The following is a 20316-nucleotide window of genomic DNA, read 5'->3' as shown; positions in this document are numbered from 1 at the left end:
GAGGCCAGGACATGACCGGCCCAAACGCCGCCCGCCCCGCCTATGAATGGCCGGAAGGCAAGTCGAGCGCCTTCTGCTTCACCATCGATGTCGATGCGGAAAGCCCCTATCAGTGGAGCCTGCCCGAAGGGGCGCCGGTCGCGCTCGGACAGATCGAGCAGAGGCTGTTCGGCCCGCGCGTCGGCATCTGGCGCCTGCTCGATCTGCTGGATCGCTACGGCATCAAGGCGACTTTGTTCGTGCCGGGGCTGATCGCGAAGAACCACCCGGAGCTGCTGCCGGCCTTCGTCGCGCGCGGTCACGAGATCGGCCTGCACGGCTATTTCCACGAACTCGCGACCGAGGCCGGCCCTGAGGAATTCGCCCGCGCGATGGACGAATCGCTCGCGCTGTTCAAGAGCCAGGCGGGTGTCGTGCCCAAGGGCTTCCGCTCGCCGGCCTGGGAGATGACGCCCTTCATGCTGGAAGAGGTAAAGCGGCGCGGACTCTACGATTCCTCGCTGATGGGCTTCGACCACCCCTACACCATCGACGGCGTGACACAGGTTCCTGTGCTCTGGGCGGTCGACGACGCCGTCTATTTCCGCTTCACCGGCAGCGCGCAGGACCGCGCCCCACCCTCGGCCCAGAACGGCATTCTCGATGCCTGGCTCGACGAATGGGAGGTGCTGCATCGCGAGGGGCGGATGATGATGCTCACCGTCCATGACTGGATCTCCGGCCGGGCCGGGCGCGTCCGCATGCTGGAGAAGCTGCTCGACGTGGTGACAGCCTCGCCCGATGTCTGGATCGCGACCGTGGGCGAGCTTGCGGCGCATCATGCGAAGAGCGCCAATGCGCAGCGCTTCAGCGTGCCCATGCGCCTGCCGCAACCGAGCGCGCCCTTGCGCTTCCGGACCAAAGCCTGATGCAGACCTTCAGCATCCGCCGCCCTGCCGTCCGCTCCCCGCACGGGCTCGTCGCCGCGCAGAACCGCCACGCGGCCGAGGCCGGCGCCAACGTGCTCGCACGCGGGGGCAACGCGATGGATGCGGCGATCGTCACCGCGCTGGTGCTGAGCATCGTCGAGCCCTGGCTTTCGGGCGTGGGCGGCGGCGGCTTCCTGATCCATGCCGACGGCAAGACGGGAGCGCTCGACACACTCGATTTCAACGTGCGCTCGCCGCGCGGTCTCGATCCGGCGGATTATCCGCTGACCGACGCCGGTTCGGGCAACTGGTTCGCCTGGCCCGCCGTCGTCGGCGAGCGCAATGTCGCCGGCTACAGCGCGATCTGTGTGCCCGGCGCCATCGCCGGCTTTTCCGCCGCGCTGGAGCGCCATGGCACGATCTCCTGGAGCGAGGCGCTGCAGCCGGCGATCGAGCATGCCGAACGCGGGCTGGAAATCGACTGGTATGCGGCGCTGTGCATCGCGGTCGAGGTCGCCGGCCTGTCGCGTGACCCGGTGATTTCCGCACTCCTCCTGGATAACGGCCAGCCGCCCAAGGCGGGTGCCGACACCCGCCGCTTCAAGCCGATGACGGCCAAGGCCCAGCTCCTGAAGCGATTGGCAAAAGCGGGCGCCCGCGACTTCTACGAGGGCGAGACCGCACGCCTGATCGCAGATGATCTCGAAGTGGGCGGTTCGGCCATCCGCACTGAGGATCTCGCCGGCTATCAGGCGGTCTGGTCGCCGGCCCTGACCGGGCGCTATCGCGATCTCGACATCGCCGCTATTCCCGGCCTCAGCGGCGGTCCGACCTTCTTCGACGCGGCGCGACGGGTGGAAGCGTGCGGGCTCGGCCCCGACGCCTCACAGGCCGATGCTGCACTGACCTACGCCACCGCGATCCGCGAGGCTTACGCGGTGAGGTTGAACAGCATGGGCCATGCCGCGACGCCGCAAGCGGGTTGCACCTCGCATGTCAGCGTCGTCGACCGCAACGGCAACATGGTCTCGCTGACCAACACGCTGCTCTCGCGCTTCGGCGCGCGGGTGGCGCTGCCGCGGGCCGGCATCATCATGAACAACGGCATGATGTGGTTCGATCCGCGCCCCGGCCAGCCCAACAGCATCGCGGCCGGCGCCAAGCCGCTGGCGAACATGTGCCCGCTGGTGCTGAGCCGCGACGGCAAGCCCTGGCTCGCGATCGGCGCCGCCGGCGGCCGCACGATCTTCCCGACGCTCTTGCAGATGATCTCCGGCATGGCCGATTTCGGCCTTTCGCTCGAAGATGTCTTCCACCGGCCGCGCATCGACGCCTCCACGCCGCGCATCAAGGTCGATGCCCGGGCCGAGCCGGATGTGGCGGCGCGGATCGCCGGGGCCTTCCCGGTCGAAATCGTCGAGGACACGCTGTACCCCGTGAACTTCTCCGTGCCTTCGGCGGTGATGCGAGCGGAAGATGGCGGCTTCCTCGGCATGGCGCATCCGACCAGCCCCTGGGCCGCGGTCGCGGCAGCCTCGGTATGAGCGAGCACGCCAACCCGATGCTGGCGATCGAAGGCCTCGCTATCGAGATCGACGGCCACCGCATCGTCGATGGCGTCTCGCTTAGCGTCGAGACCGGCCGCATCCTCGCGATCGTCGGCGAATCCGGCTGCGGCAAGAGCCTGACGGCGCTGTCCGTGCTCGGCCTGCTGCCCGGCGCGGCGCGGGTTTCCGCCGGCTCGATCCGGCTCGGCGGGCGCAAGCTGACGGGGCTGTCCGAGGCGGAGCTGTCGCAGGTGCGCGGCAACGACGCCGCGATCATCTTCCAGGAGCCGGTCGCCTCGCTGAACCCGCTGATGCGGGTCGGCGAGCAGGTCGAGGAAGCGCTCTTGTTGCATCGCGGGCTGTCGCGCGCCGCTGCACGCGAGGAGGCCATCGCGATCATGGCGCGCGTCGGCATTCCCGATCCGGCACGGCGCGCCCGGCAATATCCGTTCGAACTCTCTGGCGGCATGTGCCAGCGCATCATGATCGCCTCGGCCCTGATCTGCCGGCCCTCGCTGCTGATCGCCGACGAGCCGACGACGGCGCTCGACGTCACCATCCAGGCGCAGATCCTCGACCTGATGCGCCGGCTCCGCGACGAGGTCGGCAGCGCGGTCGTGCTGATCACCCATGACATGGGCGTGGTCGCCGATCTCGCCGATGATGTCTGCGTGATGTATGGCGGGCGGATCGTCGAGAGCGGCCCGGTCGACACCATCTTCGCAGCACCGAGCCACCCTTATACCCGCCTGCTGCTCGGCACGATCCCGAAGCTCGACGGTGAGCGCAAGACGGTGCTGCGGACGATCGAGGGCATGGTGCCCCCGGCCGGCGCCTGGCCGGAGGGCTGCCGCTTCCGCACGCGCTGCCCGCTCGCCGACGAGGCTTGCATCGAGGTTCCGCCCGCCGTCGCGGTCGGCGCCTCCCATCGTGCCGCCTGCTGGCATGTCGACCGGCTGGAGGCGATAGCATGAGCGCGCCGTTGCTGGAGGTCCGCGACCTCAAGGTGCATTTCCCGCTGCGCGGCGGCATCGGCACGCCCGGCGGCGTGGTCAAGGCGGTCGACGGCATCTCGCTCGACCTCCAGGCTGGACAGACGCTGGCGCTGGTCGGCGAATCCGGCTGCGGCAAGTCGACGACCGCCTATGCGGTCGTCGGGCTGGAGCGAGCGACGGCGGGCACGATCCGCTTCGACGGGCGCGACATCACCGCGCTCAAGCGGCGCGAGCGGGCCGCGCTGGCGCAGGACATCCAGATCGTCTTCCAGGACCCGTCCTCGGCGCTCGATCCCAAGATGACGATCGCCGACAGCATCAGTGAGCCGCTCGCCATCGCCGGCCGCAGCCGCGCCGACCGCAAGGCCCGCGTCGCCGAACTATTGGATCGCGTCGGTCTGCCCGCCGCGCTGGGGGAACGCCTGCCGAGCGCGCTGTCGGGCGGGCAGCGCCAGCGCGTCGTGATCGCGCGGGCGCTGGCTTTGTCACCGCGCCTGCTCGTGCTCGACGAGCCGGTCTCAGCGCTCGACGTCTCGATCCGCTCGCAGGTGCTCAACCTGCTGCTCGAATTGCAGCGCGATCTCGGCCTGTCCTATCTCTTCATCTCGCATGATCTCTCGGTCGTCCGGCATATCGCAGACGAGGCGATGGTGCTCTATCTCGGCACGGTCGCCGAGCAAGGCCCGGTCGATGCGATCTTCGAGCGACCGCAGCATCCCTATACGAAGGCGCTGCTCTCCGCGATTCCGCTGCCGGACCCGCGGGCGCAGCGCAACCGCGAGAAGATCATCCTGAGCGGCGACCTGCCGAGCCCGCTCTCGCCGCCGGTCGGCTGTCCGTTCGTGACGCGCTGCCCGGAGCGGATCGCGGTCTGCGGCGAGGAGCGCTTCCCGCTCGCGGCAGGCGAGACGGGAACCGAGGCGGCCTGCGTCCATGTCGGCAGATGATCGGTTAGCCGCGGACGCGCTCCCATTCCGCGAGGGCGAGCAGGAGGTGGTAGAGCACCCGCACCGGGATAACGGTCTGTCTAGGTGTTCCGTCCTTCGCGAGCTGGTTGAACCAGAGGCCCGTCTCGGGCGCGACGAACCAGCGGAACAGGCTGGCGAGATGCCTGTCGAGGCGCGCGGCCGCATCGGCATCATCGAGAAACTCGATCCGGGCGAGGAAGGCCTTGATCGCCTCGGTCTGCGGCCAGAGCAGCTTGGTCGAGGCCGTGACGGTGCCGGTGCGGTCGAAAACGTCGAAGGCAGCGAGCGGGCCGGTTGAACCGTCATCGAGACCGTGCCGGAGGGCGAAGCCGTAGAGCCTCTCCGCCAGATCGCGCGCCTGCGTCTCACCCGTCAGGCGCCAATGGTGCAGCAGCAGCCAGGTCCATTCGAAATGATGGCCGGGCTCGCAGACTAGGCCGGCCGCGCCGGCAACCGGCTTCCAGTCATCGGTGAAATACTCGCCGAGCGTGCCGGTCTCCTTATGGACCAGATGCTCGCGCGCCAGCCGGACGATCGCGCTGGCATGGTCGAGCCAGCGCTTCTCGCCGGTCGACTCAGCCAGCGCATGAAATGCCTCGAGCAGGTGCATATGCGGATTCTGACGCCGGGGCAGCGTGCCCAGCGTATCCTCGGCGAAACCGCCCAGCGGATGCGCCATCTCGCTTTCGATGAAGCCGATCACCTCGTCGGCGATCGCGAGCGCCTGATCGTCCCGCGTCGCGCGATAATACCAGGCCATTGCGAAGAGCACGAAGGCGAGATCGTAGAGATCGGTGCGGGCATCGACAGGGGTCCCATCCTCACGGACGGAGTGCAGGAAGCGCCCCTGCCCGCCTTCCCGGCAGGCATCGCGCAGGAAGGCGAAGCCGTGATGGGCGGCGGCGAGCGCCTTTCCCTGCGGGTCGAGGAGATGGGCATGGCTGAAGACATAGATCAGCCGGGCCGTGACCAGCGTCGTTTTCACGGGGCCGGGCTCGCGATCCGGATCCGCCGGATCGAACATCTCGACGAAGCCGGCATGGCCGGGCCGGACAGCGCGATCGATCCAGGCCGGGATGAGGGGTTCCCGAAGCCACGCCTTCGACGGCAAGCCGGCAACGATTTCCACAGCTTCTTCGCGCTTCATCGGACGATACCCTCGGGCAAGAACCACGGCGACCAGAGTTCAGAGGAACCGCCCCATCGCGCACACATCGGATCGATAACGGCTGGCCGGCCGGGCGCCAAGACAGGCGGCTCCGCTTATGTCGCGCCCCGGCCGACGACTTCGCGCATGGCGATATAGCTGTGGTATTCCGCGACATTCGGATCGTCGTGGAAGACCTCGCGGGTGAAAGCGGCATAGGCCGCCATGCTCTCGACTTGCAGGTGCAGCACGAAATCGGCGCTGCCGGTGACATAGGAGGCGTGCTTCACCTCCGGCCTAGCCTGGAGCTTGCGGGCGAAATCGCCATAGGTGCGCGAGCCCTGAATGATCGAGACGGTGACATGCACGGTCACCGGCACGCCCATGACTTCCGGGCTGACGACCGAAACATCGGCGGTGATGACCTTTTCCGCCCGCAGGCGCCGGAGCCGCCGCAGCACGGCACTCTGGGACAGGCCGACACGCTCGGCCAGCACGCGCGCCGGCGTCTGGTTATCGGCCTGCACCTCTCGCAGCAGGGCGTAATCGAACTTGTCGAGATCGACCGTTTTGGTCATCGAATGTCCATCAATCGGCGAAATTCGTCACCTGATAGCAAAAATGCGCGACAATCGCCAAGCGCTTGCCGGCATGATCTGATCCAGATGCCGACCCTGTCGGCGGTGACGAAACGGGAACGGGTCATGACTGCGACGAAGTGGACCAAGAGAAGCCTTGCCGCGCAGGCCATGGGCAAGATCGACCCGACCACCAAGGGCGTGGTCCCGCCGATCCATGTCTCGACCACCTATATCCGCGACGAGGATAACGGCTATTCGACCGGCTTCATATATGGCCGCCCGGACAACGAGACGGTGCATGAGGCACAGGCCGTGCTCGCCATGCTCGAGGAGGCCAAGGCCGGCGCGCTGCTGTTCGGCTCGGGCATGGCGGCGGCGACCGCCGTGTTCCAGGCGCTCTCGCCCGGCGACCATGTCGTCGCCTCCAAGGTGATGTACTGGGCGCTCAGGGCCTGGCTGCTCACCGAGGCGACGCGCTGGGGCCTCACCGTCGATTTCGTCGAAACCGACGACCTCGCCGCACTGAAGGCGGCGGTGAAGCCGGGCGCGACCAAGCTGGTCTGGATCGAGACGCCGTCGAACCCGCTCTGGACGATCACCGATATCGCGGCGGCCGCCGAGATCGCGCACAAGGCCGGCGCGAAGCTCGCGGTCGATTCGACCTGCGCCTCGCCGGTCCATACCCGCCCGCTGACGCTCGGCGCCGATATCGTCATGCATGCCGCGACGAAGGTGCTGAACGGCCATTCCGACGTCGTTGCGGGGGCGCTCTGCGCCCGCGAGGACGACGCGTTCTGGAACCGCGTCAAGACGGTCCGCAAGGGCCAGGGTGGCATTCTCGGCCCGTTCGAGGCCTACCTCCTGATGCGCGGCATGCGCACGCTGCACGTCCGGCAGGAGCGGCAGGCGGCTTCCGCGATGGCGCTGGCGCAGCGGCTCTCGGCGCATCCGCTGGTGGCGCGCGTGCTCTATCCCGGCCTGCCGCAACATCCCGGCCACGACATCGCGGCGCGGCAGATGGAGAACGGCTTCGGGTTCATGCTGTCGGTGCAGGTCACCGGCGGCGAGGGCGCTGCCATCAAGACGGCGGCCCATGTCGAACTGTACAAGCGCGCGACCTCGCTCGGCGGCGTCGAGAGCCTGATCGAGCACCGCGCCTCGATCGAGGGCGCCGGTTCGCCCTGCCCGACCGATCTGCTGCGCCTCTCGACCGGCATCGAGGATATCGATGACCTCTATGCCGATCTCGACCAGGCCCTGAAGGCCGGGCATCGCGCGTAAGGCGCCATGCCATGACCCCGACAGGCTCCGCTTCCGTGCCGGCCAGCCAGACGGTCGGCAAGGTCCTGCTGCTGGCCACGGCCTTCGGCTGGGGCCTCAACTGGACGGTGCTGAAATTCGTCCTGCAGGACTGGCCCCCGCTCTTCGCGCGGGGGACGGCCGGCCTCATCGGCGCGCTCTGCCTCGCCCTGCTGGCAGTGGCTCGCGGCGATAGCCTTGCCGTGCCACGCGAAGCGCGCGCGCCTCTCGTGATTGCGGCCTCGATCAACGTCTTTGCCTGGATGGGCTTCACCGCGCTCGCGTTGAACTGGCTCAAGGTCTCGGAAGGGGCTCTGATCGCCTATTCGATGCCGATCTGGGTGATGTTGATGGCTTGGCCCTTGCTCGGCGCGCGGCCGACCCGGCGCAGCCTGGTGGCGCTGGGACTCAGCATCACCGGCATGGCCGTTCTGATGGGCGGCCCTGACTTCACGGCGGCCAAGCTTCCCGGCGTGCTGTTCGCCTTCGCGGCGGCCGTGCTGTTCGCGCTTGGCACGGTCAAGGCGCGGAAGCCCCTCGCCATGCCGGGACCGGCCGTCGCGGCCTGGCAGGTCGCCCTCGGCTGCCTGCCGATGGTCGCACTTGGCCTCATGCTGGAGCGGCCGAACATCGCCGCGCTCTCGGCCCCGGGAGCGCTCGGACTGGCCTACATGGCCATCGGTCCGATGGCCCTTTGCTACCTAACCTGGTTCGGCGCGCTCAAGCGGTTGCCGACGGCGGTTGCCGCCACCAGCATGCTGATCGTCCCGGTCGTGGGAACGATCACCGCCGTGCCCTTGCTCGGCGAAACGCTTGGGCTGCGGGAGATGATCGCGATCGCGCTGACGATCGGCGGCGTCGCGCTGGCGTTGCGACCGGATCCTCCGCGCCGCCCAGCCTGAATCGCGTTCGTCCCTGCTGAAGGCCTCATCGCCGAATATGACGGCCGCTACGGGTTCAACAGCCGGCCGGGCGGAGCACGCTCGGAAATCCTGCGCTATCCGGCCCAAGCCTTCGCTCCGCCGCTCGGGGATTTCCTGCTGCTGCGGCGTGGCGACGAGACGATCGCCGGTGGCGCCTTCATGAGCCATGACGACGAGACCGCCGAGCTGCCGATCCGTCGCTCTATCGCTCGCTGCCCTTCGAGAAGCATATCGGCGCGAAGGCCGGTATCGCCGCCAGCACGCCCGCCTATCCGCCGGCCGCCTCGCTGGAGGAAGCGACCGCCCGCGTCGGTCTGGTCAAGGCCGCACAGGAGGCCAGGATCGCAGCAAGGCTGACGGCCCACCGCGCGGCGGCAGCCTGAGGCCCGGCGCTCCGTTTCGGCTCGTTCCGCAACGTCATTTTCTTGAACGAAGGTCGTACAACTTCTTCGTTCTCCGGATCGCCCCAACAAAAAAATCCTGTTCGGCTTCCGCTGGCCGGCGCGTGGCGAAATCATGGCAAAGCTTTCAAACTCAAGGAGATCGCGCCATGTCCGCCCTGTCCCTGCTGCGCAGGAGCGCCCTCTCGCTCGCAGCGGCCCTGCTGCTGGGCGGTGCCGCGCTCGCCAATTCCGGTCCGCTCGTTACCACCGACTGGCTGGAGAAAAACCTCAGCGATCCGAAGGTGCGGGTCGTCGAGGTCAGCGTCGAGCCCGGCCTCTATGAGCGTGGCCATATCCCCGGCGCGCAGAACGTCGTCTGGCACACCGATCTCGTCGACACGGTCGAGCGCGACATCGCCAAGCCGGAGAAGTTCCAGGCGCTCGCCCGCAAGCTCGGCCTCGACAAGGACGTCACCATCGTCCTCTACGGCGACAGCAATAACTGGTTCGCCGCCTGGGGCGCCTGGGTCTTCGACATCTACGGCCTGCGCGACAACGTGAAGCTGCTCGATGGCGGCCGCAAGAAATGGGAGCTGGAGAAGCGCCCGGTCTCGACCAACCCGCTGGCGGTCAAGGCCTCCGCCTTCACCGTGGCCGAGCCCAACCGCAAGCTGCGCGCCCGGCTTGCCGATGTCGTCGCCACCGTCGAGAAGAAATCCGAGGCGCGCGTGCTCGACATCCGCTCGGCCGACGAGTTCTCCGGCAAGATCATCGCGCCGGCCGGCTTCCAGGAGCTGGCGCTGCGCGCCGGCCATATCCCCGGTTCCGTCAACGTGCCCTGGGCCCAGGCGGTCAACCAGGCCGACGGCACGCTGAAATCGCCGGAGGAATTGAAGAAGCTCTATGCCAATGTCGGCATCGACGGTTCGAAGCCGGTGATCACGACCTGCCGCATCGGCGAACGCTCCAGCCACACCTGGTTCATTCTCTCGCGCGTGCTCGGCTATCAGGTCGCGAATTATGACGGCTCCTGGACCGAATACGGCAACACCGTCGGCCTGCCGATCAGCAACCCCGCTGGCACGGTCTGGGGCGGCAAGTAAGCTGCCCACGCGCCGATGAGCATCTCCGACGAAAGCGGCGCGCTGGATTACCAGCGCGCCCGTGAAGCGGCCATGGCGGCTCCGGCTGCCGTGGCTGATCCCGTTTCGGGGCCAGCCTTGGGCACCCTGATCGCGCTGGGCCTTGCAGCCCTGCTCGCACTGGCGATCGTCGGTATCGGCCGCCATGGCGACCCGGCGCCGCAGCTGCAATTGTCGCTGATCCTCGGAGCGGCCTTCGGCTTCGTGATCCAGCGCTCACGCTTCTGCTTCCTCTGCATCTGGCGCGACTGGCTCGACCGGCGCGACCCGCGCGGCTTGCTCGGCATCGTCACGGCGCTCGCTGTCGGCATCACCGGCTACACCCTGATCTTCGGCGCCTGGCTGCCGGACCCGTCAGGCACGCGCCTGCCACCGACTGCCCATATCGGGCCGGTGAGCCTCGCGCTCGTGCTCGCGGGCCTTGCCTTCGGAGCGGGTATGGCGCTTTCCGGCTCCTGCCTCAGCGCCCATCTCTATCGACTTGGCGAAGGCTCGCCGACGGCTCCCTTCGCCCTGATTGGGGCCGTCGGTGGTTTCATCCTCGGCTTCCAAAGCTGGAACGGGCTCTATCTCTGGACGATCGCGGGGGCGCCGGTCCCGTGGCTGCCGCGCCATCTCGGCTATGGCGGCGCGCTGATCGTGTCCCTCGTCGTTCTGGGCGCGCTGGCCTGGCTCCTCCTGCGCAAGGGCAACCTTCCCCCACAGCCTGAGCCGTCGCGCGATCCTCTCGTCGCCATGTTCCGGCAACGCTGGCCGGCCTGGCTGGGCGGCCTCCTCGTCGGGCTGATCGGGGTTGCCGCCTATCTGCGCGTATCGCCTCTCGGAGTGACGGCCGAGATCGGCTCGCGCGCGCGTCAGCTTGCCGGTGCCTTCGCGCTGTTGCCGTCTCGGCTCGAAGGCCTCGACAGCTTCCGCGGCTGCGCTACCGTCATCCGCGACGCGCTGCTGACGCCGAACGGCCTGTTCATCACCGGCATCGTCGCAGCCGCGCTGATCGCGGCACTGGCCGCGGGCGAGTTCAAGCCGCGCCGGCCGACCGGCGGCCAGGTGCTGCGTGGCCTCGCCGGCGGCGTACTCCTCGGCTGGGGCACCGTCATCGGCCTGGGTTGCACCGTCGGCACTTTGCTCTCGGGCATCTCGGCCGGCGCGCTCTCGGGCTGGGTCTTCGCGCTGGCGCTCGGCGTCGGCGCCACGGCTATGCTGAAGCTCGGACGATGGGCCGGCCTGCCCCTGTAGTTCGCGGCGGCAGGACAGGCATCTCCCGCGAGGGCCCGAACGCCTTCACGCATCGAACACCGCTGCAATCCCCCGCCTTACGACAGCTGGGCTTCGAGAAGCGTCAGAACGGGTTGATGTAGTTGGTGATCGCGATCTGCCGCAGCAGCACCTTGCGGATGACATGCGCGGCCTTGACCCGATCGGTGAAGATCGCGGCATCGCCAGCGCTACCGGCCGGCAACCTGCGCGCGAAGGCTTCGTCGTCGAGCTTCACACGGACCACGAAAGGCGCGGCCTGAACGGATTTCGGCGCCACTGCGACGCCGGAGGTCTGAACCTGGCCTGTCGCGACGGCTTGGAGCACGCTCTCGACCTTGCCTGTCTGCACCGTCCCCGGCGCCCATTTGAAGGTGAGCTCGACCGGCTGGCCGGCCGCGACATAGCGCGCGTCGATCTGGTTGATCTCGACGCCAAGGAGCGTGTCGGCGGTATCGATGAAGGCCATCACCGGCGCCAGCGGCAGGTTGGTCACCCGCGCTCCCTTGCGCAGGGCGAGATTGGTGACATAGCCATCCGCCGGTGCCCGCACCGTGGTCTTTTCCAGGTTCCATTTCGCGCCGGCGAGCTGCGCCTTGAGCTGCTCCACCTCGGCCTCGCGCTGCTCGACATCGAAAGCCCTGCCCGTGCCGCGGGACTGAAGCTGGGTCATCTCCGTGAGGCGCGTCTCCTGGAACCTGAGCTGCGCCGCCAGGGCGTCGACCTGAGCCTGGAACGGCACCGGATCGATCTTGAACAGCACGTCGCCGGCCTTGAGCGGCGTATTGGCTGTGACCGGCACGTCGGCGACCTCGCCCGCGACGTCCGGCACGATCGCGACCGAGTTGCGCACGACCAGCACCGGCCCCTGCGGCGCGCCCCAGTTCATCGGGATGAACAGCCCGATCAGCAGGACGAGGAGAACGATGACCGGCGAAACCTTCCAGAAAAGGTTGAAGGGCACGACCTTGAGCTTCACGAGAATGAAGAGCAGCGCCAGATAGGTGTTGAGCAGGACGACGATCATCGCGCCGTCTCCGCATCGCCAGTGCCACGGCCCGGGTTTGCCGGCACGTCGACATAGGCCCAGATCAGCACGACCGGCCAGAGCACGAAGCCGAGGAAGAGCGTCACCCAGCCGCCGATGGCAACCGCTTCGGCCCAGGGATGGTTACGGCGCCTGGCGACCATGCCGGGCCACATCGCCATGAAGACGACGACGAAGACCGTACTGGCGACGAGCACCACGAGGACGATCCAGGCGAAGATGTCGAGGCCGGACATGCCGGAGCCTCACGGCACGGGTTGCGGCTCGGGGAATTTCCAGCGCCCGTTCAGAACCTCCGCCCGCGGACGATAAAGCCGGACGGTGTAGTTCCAGCCCTTCATCACCGGCAGGCAATTCGGGACCTTGCCGTCGCAGCCGCCGAACTGGATGTCGACGGCGCCGTCCGCGCTCTTCTTCGCGGTGATGTTGTTCAGCGAATAGGCGTTGTAGGCGTTCTTCTCGTAATAGCCCTCGGCATTGTAGACGCTGACCGACCAGAAGGCATCGACCGGCACGGCCCCGACCTTGAGCCTGTAGACCGTCGTGCCGTCATTCTTCGCCGGCGTGAAGCTCAGATAGGTCGCGTCCTTGTCGGGATTGCCGCCCCAGCCCGCGGCGGTCACGATCAGGTGGCGGATCGGATCGACCTGCCCCTTCTGGCCGAAGCCATTCTTGAAGCCGCCTATGGTGGAGGCGAGCACCAGAAGGGCATCGCGAACCTTTTTCTGGCTGGCCTCGTCCCATTTCGGAATCTCGAACTTGCCCGAGCCCTTTTGCTCGAGCTTGAGCGCGTCCTGCAGCGCATGGACCTGCTGGACGTCCTTCGGATCGTTGGGATCGACCAGCGTGCGCACGCCGACGATGGCGTAGCGGGTGCCGACCTTGGCCCGCGTCAGCGTCACCGGGCCAGGCTTGTAGGTGACGAGCGTCACGTAATGATCTTGGTTGATGACCTGCAGCGACATGAAGCGCTTGCCGGAATCGGGCAGGATGACGGTCACCGGACCAGCATCGAGATCGACGACAGCCGAAGAATAAAGCGTGTCGCGATTGAGGCGGATGATGGTTTGGTTCTCGATGTCCGCCGGCAGCCGCCTATGGATGAATTTACCGAAGCCGCCGTCCTGAACGGTCCTGCTCATGTAGAGATCGGATTCGGCGCGCGGGAAGTTGTCGACCGTGACCGGAACGGGGCCGCCTGGCGCATTGCTTTGCTGGGCGAAAGCCACGCCCGTCATGATGAGCGACAGCGCGACCTGGGATGCTAGACTGATCTTCATGGTGCTCTCCTGCCGATCTCGGCGCCGCCTGCGGAAATGTCGTCAGTTCACCTTGGTCACCGGCGGAGGTTGCCACCCGCCGTTCCGGACGATCTCCTTCGGCACATAGGTCCGGAAGGTCAGCGAGAAGGTCTTTCCCTCCGGCGCGGGCAGCCAGTTCGACTCCGGGACGCCCGCAACCGGCTTTGGCCCGACCGCGATCTTGAGCGATCCGTCGGCCTCGCTCGCGAGCTTCGAATAGGTATTGAAATTGAACCGGTTGAGGGGGTTCGGCATCACCCGATAATCCGGTACGCCGACGAGAATGACCGACCAGTACGCATCGACGGCCGACTGCGGCAGGCGATCGGCGGGAAAATGCATGACATAGCTGTTGCTGCCATTGAGCAGCGTCTCGTCAGCGTCCCGCGTCGCGGAAAAATAGGTCACTTCGTCGATGGCGTTGGCCCAGATACCGGCGAAATTGACCGTCGTGCGCAGCCAGAAATTCTTGCCGTAATTGCCGACTGCGGCGCCGCCGACCCAATGATTGCGATAGGGAGCGCTCCTGGTGAAGGCGTATTCCTGGAATTCGGGCACGACCTTCTTCAGCTGCGCGTCGATAGCCGCGCGAGCTTCCTTGCCCGACGCGACATAGGCTGAGATCGCCCGCACCTTCTGCTGCATCTCCGCGGCATTGGGGGCAACGTCGAGCGCGCTGGCCAGCGTCGCATCGACCTTGTCGAAGATCACGGCGCCGATCAGATCCTTGTTCTCGAACATCGGCAGCGCGACCGGCCTGGCAATCGCCGGCTTGCCTGCCGTACTGACCTTGAAAGCCTGCTGCAGCCGGATGGCACCTTCGGGATCGCCCTTGAGCTCGATCCGGCCGAGAACCTTGGCCTTGCTGGAATGCAGCTCTATCCGTGCCGCGTCGGCTGGAATCTTCGCCTGCGAGCCGGGCTTCACCAGCGCGAACTTGCCGAAGGGCTTCGACGGGAAGGTGCGCTCGTTGATATTGGCGATCACCTCGCCCCATTCGTCGAGGATCTGCGCAGTGTAGTAGCGCCCCTTGATCTCCGGCACCTCCAGGATCACCGGCGTCCTGTCGTCGACGGCAACCCAGGTTTCGAGATAGGCAACGTCGAAATTCGGATTGACGAAATCAGCCGAGCCGAGCGGATTGTACCTGATCTTGTTGTAGGCGAAGTCCTTCGCCCTGCTGTCCATCTGCTCCTGACGAATGACCAGTACACGGCCAAGCAGGTAGACATAGGCGTCGGCGACGGTTTTCGCGTCGGGAGCCGGTGGTGACGACGGTTGTGCCGCTGCGATCGTCGGCACGACAATCGTCAGGGCCAGCAGGAGCTGCTTCAAAGGGCTCGTGGACATCGCCTGCTCCATGACGGCCGTAAGCTGTCGACCCGGATTGTCGGGAAGCGCTGTCGAGGGACCTGCAAGGGCGGAGGCGCGCCCCTTGCTGCCCGGCTTCGCGACAGGACCGTCGCACGCCGCCTGCGCTGCCTTAAGACCGTAACAGTTACCGAGCTTGTTTCGCGTGGCTCGGGCGCGGAGATCGTCGACTTCTACGAGGCGGGATTGAGTGGGGGAAGCGCGGCCTGCATCGCCTTGCCGCCGCCTTTCGGAGGCCGCCAGTCGGCTATGGCACGCACCAGCTCCCGCCCGCTTCGCCTGCTCCAGCCACCGCCGCCGAACGTCGCGCGCTCGAGCTCCGCCAGGCACGGCGCCACGCGCGGGTCGCGGCGCAAGGCCTCCCGGTCAGCCGAGGACAGGCGGCCATGCCAGATCGCGAAGGCCCGATAACTTTCGCCGGGTTCCCCGCTCCTCGCGGCTCGCCGCAACTGCCAGCGTGCGGACCATTCCGAACCGCCCAACCCGATGACGGCCTGCCGCCATGCCGCGCGGAGGCGCTCGCGCAGCAGGGCCAGCAGCGCGATCAGGATCAGAGCCAATCCTCCAAGCGTCCACGACCACATGGCAGATCGGCCGGGCCGGGCTGGTTGCGTCGCGGCCGCGATCGTGACCGTCAGCCCCGGCAGCGTCTCGGTCCTCGCCGTCTTGTCGGCGAGGCTCCACCAGGGCTGCGACAGGGCCGGCAGCGCGAAGCTGCCCGGCCGCTCGAACACATAGGTGACCTTGTCGATGCGATGCCCGTCCACGCTGCCACGGTTGCTGCGATCCTCAATCACCGGCGGATCGACATAGATCCGCACTCCGTCCGGCGCCTCGAAGCGGAACTCGGCCATGCCGAGCGCCGGCACGCCTGCGGCCTGACGCCGGATCGTCCGGACCACCGCATCTCCGGCACGGAACGAACGCTCCCGAGGCTCCGGCGACCAGCTCTCGCTCGCGCTCACGCTGTCGGCGGCGAGTACCGGGCCGGATGGGTCGATGCCGGGGGGCACGCTGACGCTGAAATGCGTCGCCGTTCCGGTCATCGTGCCCGCGGGCTCGCCGTCCCGCGTCAGCAGCGCGACGGTCGGGGCCGGTATCGCAATCTCGCCCCCGCGCCGCGGGAAGACGACGAATTCGAAGCTCTGGCCGACATAGTCCAGGCCGTCGATTCGGTCGCGGGTGGTGATCGCCTGAGTTTCGAATCTGAGAATCTGGGCCCCGGCCGCTTCCGGCACGCTGACGAGCGGCGGATGCTGCATCTCGCCGGGGAACAGCACCGCCACGTTGAGCCGAACCGGCTGGCCGATGACGATCCCGTTCGTGGGATCGAGCGTCGTGCGGATGATTGGCGGCTCGGCAGGCGCCTGCGCGAACGCGATCATCGGGACAGTGAGCGACAGAAGCAGGAGAAAGGCTCTCATGGCGCCGCTCCCGGCTGCGCGCCGAGCTGATAGGCGAATTTTGCCCGCAGGAAATCCGCCGGGCGGGTCTGCACACGCTTCAGCCAGAGTGCGCGCACCGCCTCGTCCGACATTGGCATCGCGGCCTGCACCGTCGTGTCCTCGCCACCGGGCTTCGTCTTGTCGAAGACGACCTGGTCCGGCCGGGAATCGGTTTGCCCGGTCTCGCCACCCTCCGTCTTGCGACGCTCCGCGCGGATGCGGGCGATCTCGCGGTTGCGCAGTGCTTCCGGCCAGCCCGGCCGCAACGCAAGCGAGCGGTCGAAGCGCTTCAACGCCTCGTCATATTGTCCGAGCATCACCAGCGCATTGCCCTGATCGAAAGCCGCTTCCGCGGTGTCGCGCGCCGCGAAGGCCTGCGCCGCGCCCTTGAAATCCCCTGCCTTGAACAGGGCGACCCCACGCCAGAGCGGGTCGCGAAACGCCTGCGCGGCCTCGGCCGCCTGGCCCCGTTGCAAAAGGAGGCGGCCGCGCTGGTCCGGCGTCAGCCAGAGATCGCGAAAGCCCAGCCAATACCCGGCCACCAGCAAGGCCAGAGCTGCCAGAAACACGAGGGCCGCATAGGACGTAAGGCGGTGCGAGCGGATCATGCCACCCCCCAGCCGCGCCGGAACCAGGGCAGCGCCAGAAGCGCGAGGATCGGGACCAGCCAGTAACCGGCCTCGCGCCAGTGATCTCCCTCGCCAGCGATGCCGGCAGCATTGTCGCCACGGTCGAGACGACGGACGATGGCCGCGACGTCGGCCTGGTCAGGCGTGGTCGGGACCACCGTGCCGCCCAAGGTTTTTGCGGCTTCGGTGAGCCCAGCCGCTTCGGCATCGGGCAGGGCCAGGATCGTCACCGGCGGCGAACCAGCCGGCTTTGCTTCCACGCCGCCCGGTAGGGCATCGGCGAGGAGAAGGATCGTCCCGCCTTGACCGGCGCCGGCAAGCGCGCGCCGCGCCAGCGCGAGCGCGCCTGCGAGATCGTCCCCCTGCTTCGGCATGATCCCGGGCGAGAGCGCCTTGGCGAGCTCGAGGATGACGGCGCTGTCCGGCGTCGGCGGCAGGACAAGATGCGCCGAGCCGGCATAGGCGACCAACGCCGTCGAGGCCCCCTCCCGCGCGGCAAGGATATCGGCCAGCTTCTGCCGGGCGCGATCGAGCCGCGTCGGCGCAAGGTCCGCCGTCAGCATGGATGGGGTGATCTTCAGCACGACCGCAACAGGCGGCTTGGCTTCGGCGAAGGGCGACGGTTCGCGCTGCCAGGCCGGGCCAGCGATCGCAATGGCCGCGATGATGCAACCGGCGAACAGCCAATCGGCCGGAAGGATGCGCGCACGCCTGCCGTCCCCGGTCAGGAGGTAAGGCAGCAGTGCGGGATCGATGACGCGGCGCCATTGCAGGGCAGGATCGGAACTGCGTCGCGCCAGCCGCCACAGAATGGCAGCCGGGGCCAAGGCCAGGAGCCAGAGCGGCCGTTCGACATGGAAGGCGGCGAGCGCTTCCATCACGGCCTCGCTTCGGCAACCACAGCCGATCCGGCAGATATCGCCCGCCGATGCCGACGGATCATACCGAAAGCCTGAGCGAGCAACATCAGAACGAGAGCTGCGGCGAGCGGCACCCAGTAGATATCGCGGCGCGGCCGAAAACTGACGCTGTCGATGCGGCGCGTCTCGATCGCGTCGAGACGCTGATAGATCTGCGCGAGCCCGGCCCGATCCAGCGCGCGGAAGAAGCCGCCGCCCGTCGTCGTCGCGACCTCCTTCAACGCGGCCTCGTCGAGCTTGTCCTCGCCGGCCGCCTGCGGATCGCCAACCGCCACGGTGTGGATGACGATGCCCTTGTCCTTCGCGACGCGAGCGGCCTCGGCCGGCGGCACCTTGCTCAGCGTGTCGTTGCCGTCGGTCAGCGCGATGATCGTCTTCGCCTTGACCGTGCTGCGGGCGAACAGCCCGATGCCGAGGCCGATCGCATCGCCGAAGGCGGTGCGCGGCCCGGCCATGCCGACCGCCGTGTCACGGAGCATGGCGCGGCAGAGATCGAGATCGGTGGTGAAGGGCACGAGCGCGAAAGGCGCGTCGCCAAAGACGACGACGCCGACACGGTCGCCCTTGCGGCGCGACAGGAAATCATCGAGCACCTGCTTTACCGCAGCGAGCCGGTCGACCGTGCGCCCGGACGCATCGACGAAATCGCGCGTATCCATCGAGCCCGAGAGATCGACCAGCAGGAGCAGATCGCGTGTCGGCAGGTCGCGATGCAGGGGCGGCTCGATCCATTGCGGCCGGGCAAGCGCCGCCATGATGAGCAACCAGATCACCACTAGCGCGACACGGCTGGCGAGGCTGCGCCTCGCCACGACACCATCCGAGAATGATGTCTGGCCGCTGAGCCGGGCCAGCCTGTCGAAGAACGGCACGGTCAACCCGACACGCTGCTCGACATGTGCCGGCAACGCGAACCGGACGAGCAACGGCAGCGGGGCGATGAGCGCAATCCAGGGATAAGCTAAGCTGAGCATCGTCACGCTTCCTTCGCCCCTCGCCCGCGCTGGCCGCGGAGCCAGTTCTTCGCCTGTGCGACAAGCGCGCTGGCTTCCGACACGCGCCCGCCGGGAGCGGAGATATCTGCCAAGCTCTCAGTCAGATCGACCGTCTGGCTGCCGGCCGGCGTGGTCTGCGTGATGAAGGCGGCCCAGCCCTGCCCGGTCAGCGATGCCACTCGTTCCCGGCCATAGGCGACGATCGCCACGCGCTTCAGCACAGCCGAGATCGCCTCCGTGGTTCCGTCGTCACCTCCGGCCAATGCATCGATCTCGGCTTCAGCGCGCCGGAGATAGGCGTCGGCCCGGTAGCGCCGCAGCGCCCGCCCGGCCATGACGGCCAGCATCGCCCCAGCCGTCACGCCGACGATCCAGACACCGGCTGCGGGCGGCCAGAACGATATCGGCTCCGGCAAGGCCAGATCGGCCATGTTGGCGAGATCGCCGGGGTCGCTGCTCATGGCGCCCTCCCCCCGAGACGCCCCAATTTCTGGGCCTCGCGCCGGCCGATCAGCTCGCGCAATTGCGTGGCGACGTCGCGCTCGGTCGAGATCGGCAGGACCGGAATCGCTCGATTGCGCGATAGGCCTGCGAGCCGCGCGCGCCATTGCGCCCGCTCTTCGCTGAACCGGCCCCTCAGGGCGGCGGACGATGTATCGACCTCGATCTGCGCGGGTCCGGAGCTGAAAATCGCGGAACCGATATCCGGCAGATCCTGCTCCAGCGGGTCGTGGACGAAGGCTGCCAGAACATCGTTATGGGCCGTGAGGCGCGTCACCAGGCGCTGGGTCTCGTCATCCTCGCCGACGGCGTCGGAGATCAGGCAGATCAGCCCGTCATGCGCGACGATCCGCGCCGCGGCGGCGAGCGCCTCGTTGAGGCGAGCGGCTCCAGGCCCCGCCGATGAGAGAGGCTTCAGGGCAGCGTTCTGGCGGGCTATCTCCGAGAGAACGCGAACCACGCCGTGATCGCGGGCCTGCGGGCTCACGGTGACGACGCCGCCATCGCCGAAGACGACCGCCCCGACGCGATCGCCCAGTGAGGTCACCCGCCAGGCCGCGAGCGCCGCGACTTCCGCGGCAGCGACCGATTTCATCATCCGGCGGCTGCCGAAGAACATCGTGCTGCGCTGGTCCACGAGCAGCAGCACCGGCCGGTCGCGCTCCTCGGAATAGACCCGGATATGCGGGCTGCCGAGCCGCGCCGTCGCGAGCCAGTCGATGGTGCGGGTATCGTCGCCCTCGAAATAGTGCCGCAACTCCTCGAAATTCAGCCCGCGGCCACGCAGGCGCGAGGCATGGCGGCCGGCGAGCAGACTGTGGACCGGCTGGCGGGGCTTGAAGCTGAAGCCATGGGCGCGGTGCTTGAGGCGCAACAACTCGTCGAGCGTGACGAAGGCGCGTGCGCTGGTCGCTTGCGCCTTCCCGTCCGGCCCCGCCCGCTCCCGCATCAGCGCCATG

At 67.7% G+C, this 20316-nt stretch carries 20 protein-coding genes; 8 read left to right on the top strand and 12 right to left on the bottom strand.

Annotation, left to right across the window (positions count from 1 at the left end):
• Positions 1 to 11 precede the first annotated feature (11 nt).
• From AC3WMA_RS24465 to AC3WMA_RS24450, 4 genes are read left to right on the top strand one after another with little or no spacing between them, the layout of a single operon-like run.
• Entirely contained in the window at positions 12 to 908 is an 897-nt protein-coding gene (locus AC3WMA_RS24465; protein WP_492287865.1) for a polysaccharide deacetylase family protein, read from the top strand.
• Positions 908 to 2452, top strand: a complete 1545-nt coding sequence (locus AC3WMA_RS24460; RefSeq protein ID WP_492287864.1) for a gamma-glutamyltransferase family protein — start codon at positions 908 to 910, stop codon at positions 2450 to 2452. The genes AC3WMA_RS24465 and AC3WMA_RS24460 overlap by 1 nt, the downstream gene beginning before the upstream one ends.
• The gene (locus AC3WMA_RS24455) at positions 2449 to 3429 is read left to right on the top strand and encodes an ABC transporter ATP-binding protein (RefSeq protein WP_492287863.1); all 981 of its coding nucleotides are present in this window, start codon (positions 2449 to 2451) and stop codon (positions 3427 to 3429) included. The genes AC3WMA_RS24460 and AC3WMA_RS24455 overlap by 4 nt, the downstream gene beginning before the upstream one ends.
• Positions 3426 to 4397 carry an ABC transporter ATP-binding protein gene (locus AC3WMA_RS24450; RefSeq protein WP_492287862.1) on the top strand — a complete coding sequence of 324 codons (972 nt, stop codon included), beginning with the start codon at positions 3426 to 3428 and terminating at the stop codon, positions 4395 to 4397. The genes AC3WMA_RS24455 and AC3WMA_RS24450 overlap by 4 nt, the downstream gene beginning before the upstream one ends.
• Before the next feature lie 4 nt (positions 4398 to 4401).
• On the opposite strand, the gene AC3WMA_RS24445 is transcribed toward AC3WMA_RS24450, so the two are convergent.
• Together AC3WMA_RS24445 and AC3WMA_RS24440 are read right to left on the bottom strand one after the other, a co-directional pair.
• Complete coding sequence (locus AC3WMA_RS24445; RefSeq protein ID WP_492287861.1) at positions 4402 to 5565, bottom strand: AGE family epimerase/isomerase; 1164 nt, start codon at positions 5563 to 5565, stop codon at positions 4402 to 4404.
• A 116-nt stretch (positions 5566 to 5681) separates the two neighbouring features.
• Positions 5682 to 6143: an Lrp/AsnC family transcriptional regulator gene (locus AC3WMA_RS24440; protein WP_492287860.1), complete on the bottom strand. Its 462-nt coding sequence runs from the start codon at positions 6141 to 6143 to the stop codon at positions 5682 to 5684.
• A gap of 126 nt (positions 6144 to 6269) precedes the next feature.
• Here AC3WMA_RS24440 and AC3WMA_RS24435 point away from each other — a divergent pair, with 126 nt between their 5' ends.
• The 4 genes from AC3WMA_RS24435 to AC3WMA_RS24420 all read left to right on the top strand — a co-directional run bounded on the left by AC3WMA_RS24435 (position 6270) and on the right by AC3WMA_RS24420 (position 11129).
• Entirely contained in the window at positions 6270 to 7427 is a 1158-nt protein-coding gene (locus tag AC3WMA_RS24435; RefSeq protein WP_492287859.1) for a trans-sulfuration enzyme family protein, read from the top strand.
• Between the two features lie 11 nt (positions 7428 to 7438).
• Positions 7439 to 8347, top strand: coding sequence for a DMT family transporter (locus AC3WMA_RS24430; protein WP_492287858.1), 909 nt, complete (start codon positions 7439 to 7441; stop codon positions 8345 to 8347).
• A gap of 571 nt (positions 8348 to 8918) precedes the next feature.
• Positions 8919 to 9854, top strand: coding sequence for a sulfurtransferase (locus tag AC3WMA_RS24425; RefSeq protein ID WP_492287857.1), 936 nt, complete (start codon positions 8919 to 8921; stop codon positions 9852 to 9854).
• Positions 9855 to 9869: 15 nt separating this feature from the next.
• Positions 9870 to 11129 carry a YeeE/YedE family protein gene (locus AC3WMA_RS24420; RefSeq protein WP_492287856.1) on the top strand — a complete coding sequence of 420 codons (1260 nt, stop codon included), beginning with the start codon at positions 9870 to 9872 and terminating at the stop codon, positions 11127 to 11129.
• Between the two features lie 103 nt (positions 11130 to 11232).
• Here the strand turns inward: AC3WMA_RS24420 and AC3WMA_RS24415 are convergent, their stop codons facing one another.
• The 10 genes from AC3WMA_RS24415 to AC3WMA_RS24370 form a co-directional block, all read right to left on the bottom strand.
• A complete protein-coding gene (locus AC3WMA_RS24415; protein WP_492287855.1) occupies positions 11233 to 12174 on the bottom strand; it encodes an HlyD family secretion protein in 942 nt (313 codons plus the stop codon).
• Complete coding sequence (locus AC3WMA_RS24410) at positions 12171 to 12431, bottom strand: DUF3302 domain-containing protein (protein WP_492287854.1); 261 nt, start codon at positions 12429 to 12431, stop codon at positions 12171 to 12173. Before AC3WMA_RS24410 ends, AC3WMA_RS24415 begins: the two co-directional genes overlap by 4 nt.
• Before the next feature lie 9 nt (positions 12432 to 12440).
• Positions 12441 to 13475, bottom strand: coding sequence for a DUF1254 domain-containing protein (locus AC3WMA_RS24405; protein ID WP_492287853.1), 1035 nt, complete (start codon positions 13473 to 13475; stop codon positions 12441 to 12443).
• A 42-nt stretch (positions 13476 to 13517) separates the two neighbouring features.
• Entirely contained in the window at positions 13518 to 14846 is a 1329-nt protein-coding gene (locus AC3WMA_RS24400; protein WP_492287852.1) for a DUF1214 domain-containing protein, read from the bottom strand.
• A 194-nt stretch (positions 14847 to 15040) separates the two neighbouring features.
• Positions 15041 to 16252 carry a hypothetical protein gene (locus AC3WMA_RS24395; RefSeq protein WP_492287851.1) on the bottom strand — a complete coding sequence of 404 codons (1212 nt, stop codon included), beginning with the start codon at positions 16250 to 16252 and terminating at the stop codon, positions 15041 to 15043.
• A 35-nt stretch (positions 16253 to 16287) separates the two neighbouring features.
• Positions 16288 to 16920 carry a tetratricopeptide repeat protein gene (locus AC3WMA_RS24390; RefSeq protein WP_492287850.1) on the bottom strand — a complete coding sequence of 211 codons (633 nt, stop codon included), beginning with the start codon at positions 16918 to 16920 and terminating at the stop codon, positions 16288 to 16290.
• The gene (locus tag AC3WMA_RS24385) at positions 16917 to 17819 is read right to left on the bottom strand and encodes a VWA domain-containing protein (protein ID WP_492287849.1); all 903 of its coding nucleotides are present in this window, start codon (positions 17817 to 17819) and stop codon (positions 16917 to 16919) included. Before AC3WMA_RS24385 ends, AC3WMA_RS24390 begins: the two co-directional genes overlap by 4 nt.
• On the bottom strand, positions 17819 to 18835 hold the full coding sequence (locus AC3WMA_RS24380; RefSeq protein ID WP_492287848.1) for a VWA domain-containing protein: 1017 nt from the start codon (positions 18833 to 18835) through the stop codon (positions 17819 to 17821). Before AC3WMA_RS24380 ends, AC3WMA_RS24385 begins: the two co-directional genes overlap by 1 nt.
• A gap of 2 nt (positions 18836 to 18837) precedes the next feature.
• Entirely contained in the window at positions 18838 to 19317 is a 480-nt protein-coding gene (locus AC3WMA_RS24375; RefSeq protein WP_492287847.1) for a DUF4381 domain-containing protein, read from the bottom strand.
• On the bottom strand, positions 19314 to 20315 hold the full coding sequence (locus AC3WMA_RS24370; protein WP_492287846.1) for a DUF58 domain-containing protein: 1002 nt from the start codon (positions 20313 to 20315) through the stop codon (positions 19314 to 19316). Before AC3WMA_RS24370 ends, AC3WMA_RS24375 begins: the two co-directional genes overlap by 4 nt.
• Between the last annotated feature and the right edge of the window lies 1 nt (position 20316).

The sequence above is a fragment of the Allobosea sp. FW305-C-101 genome (genome assembly GCF_058783685.1).
This window is presented reverse-complemented; position numbering and strand designations above follow the sequence as displayed.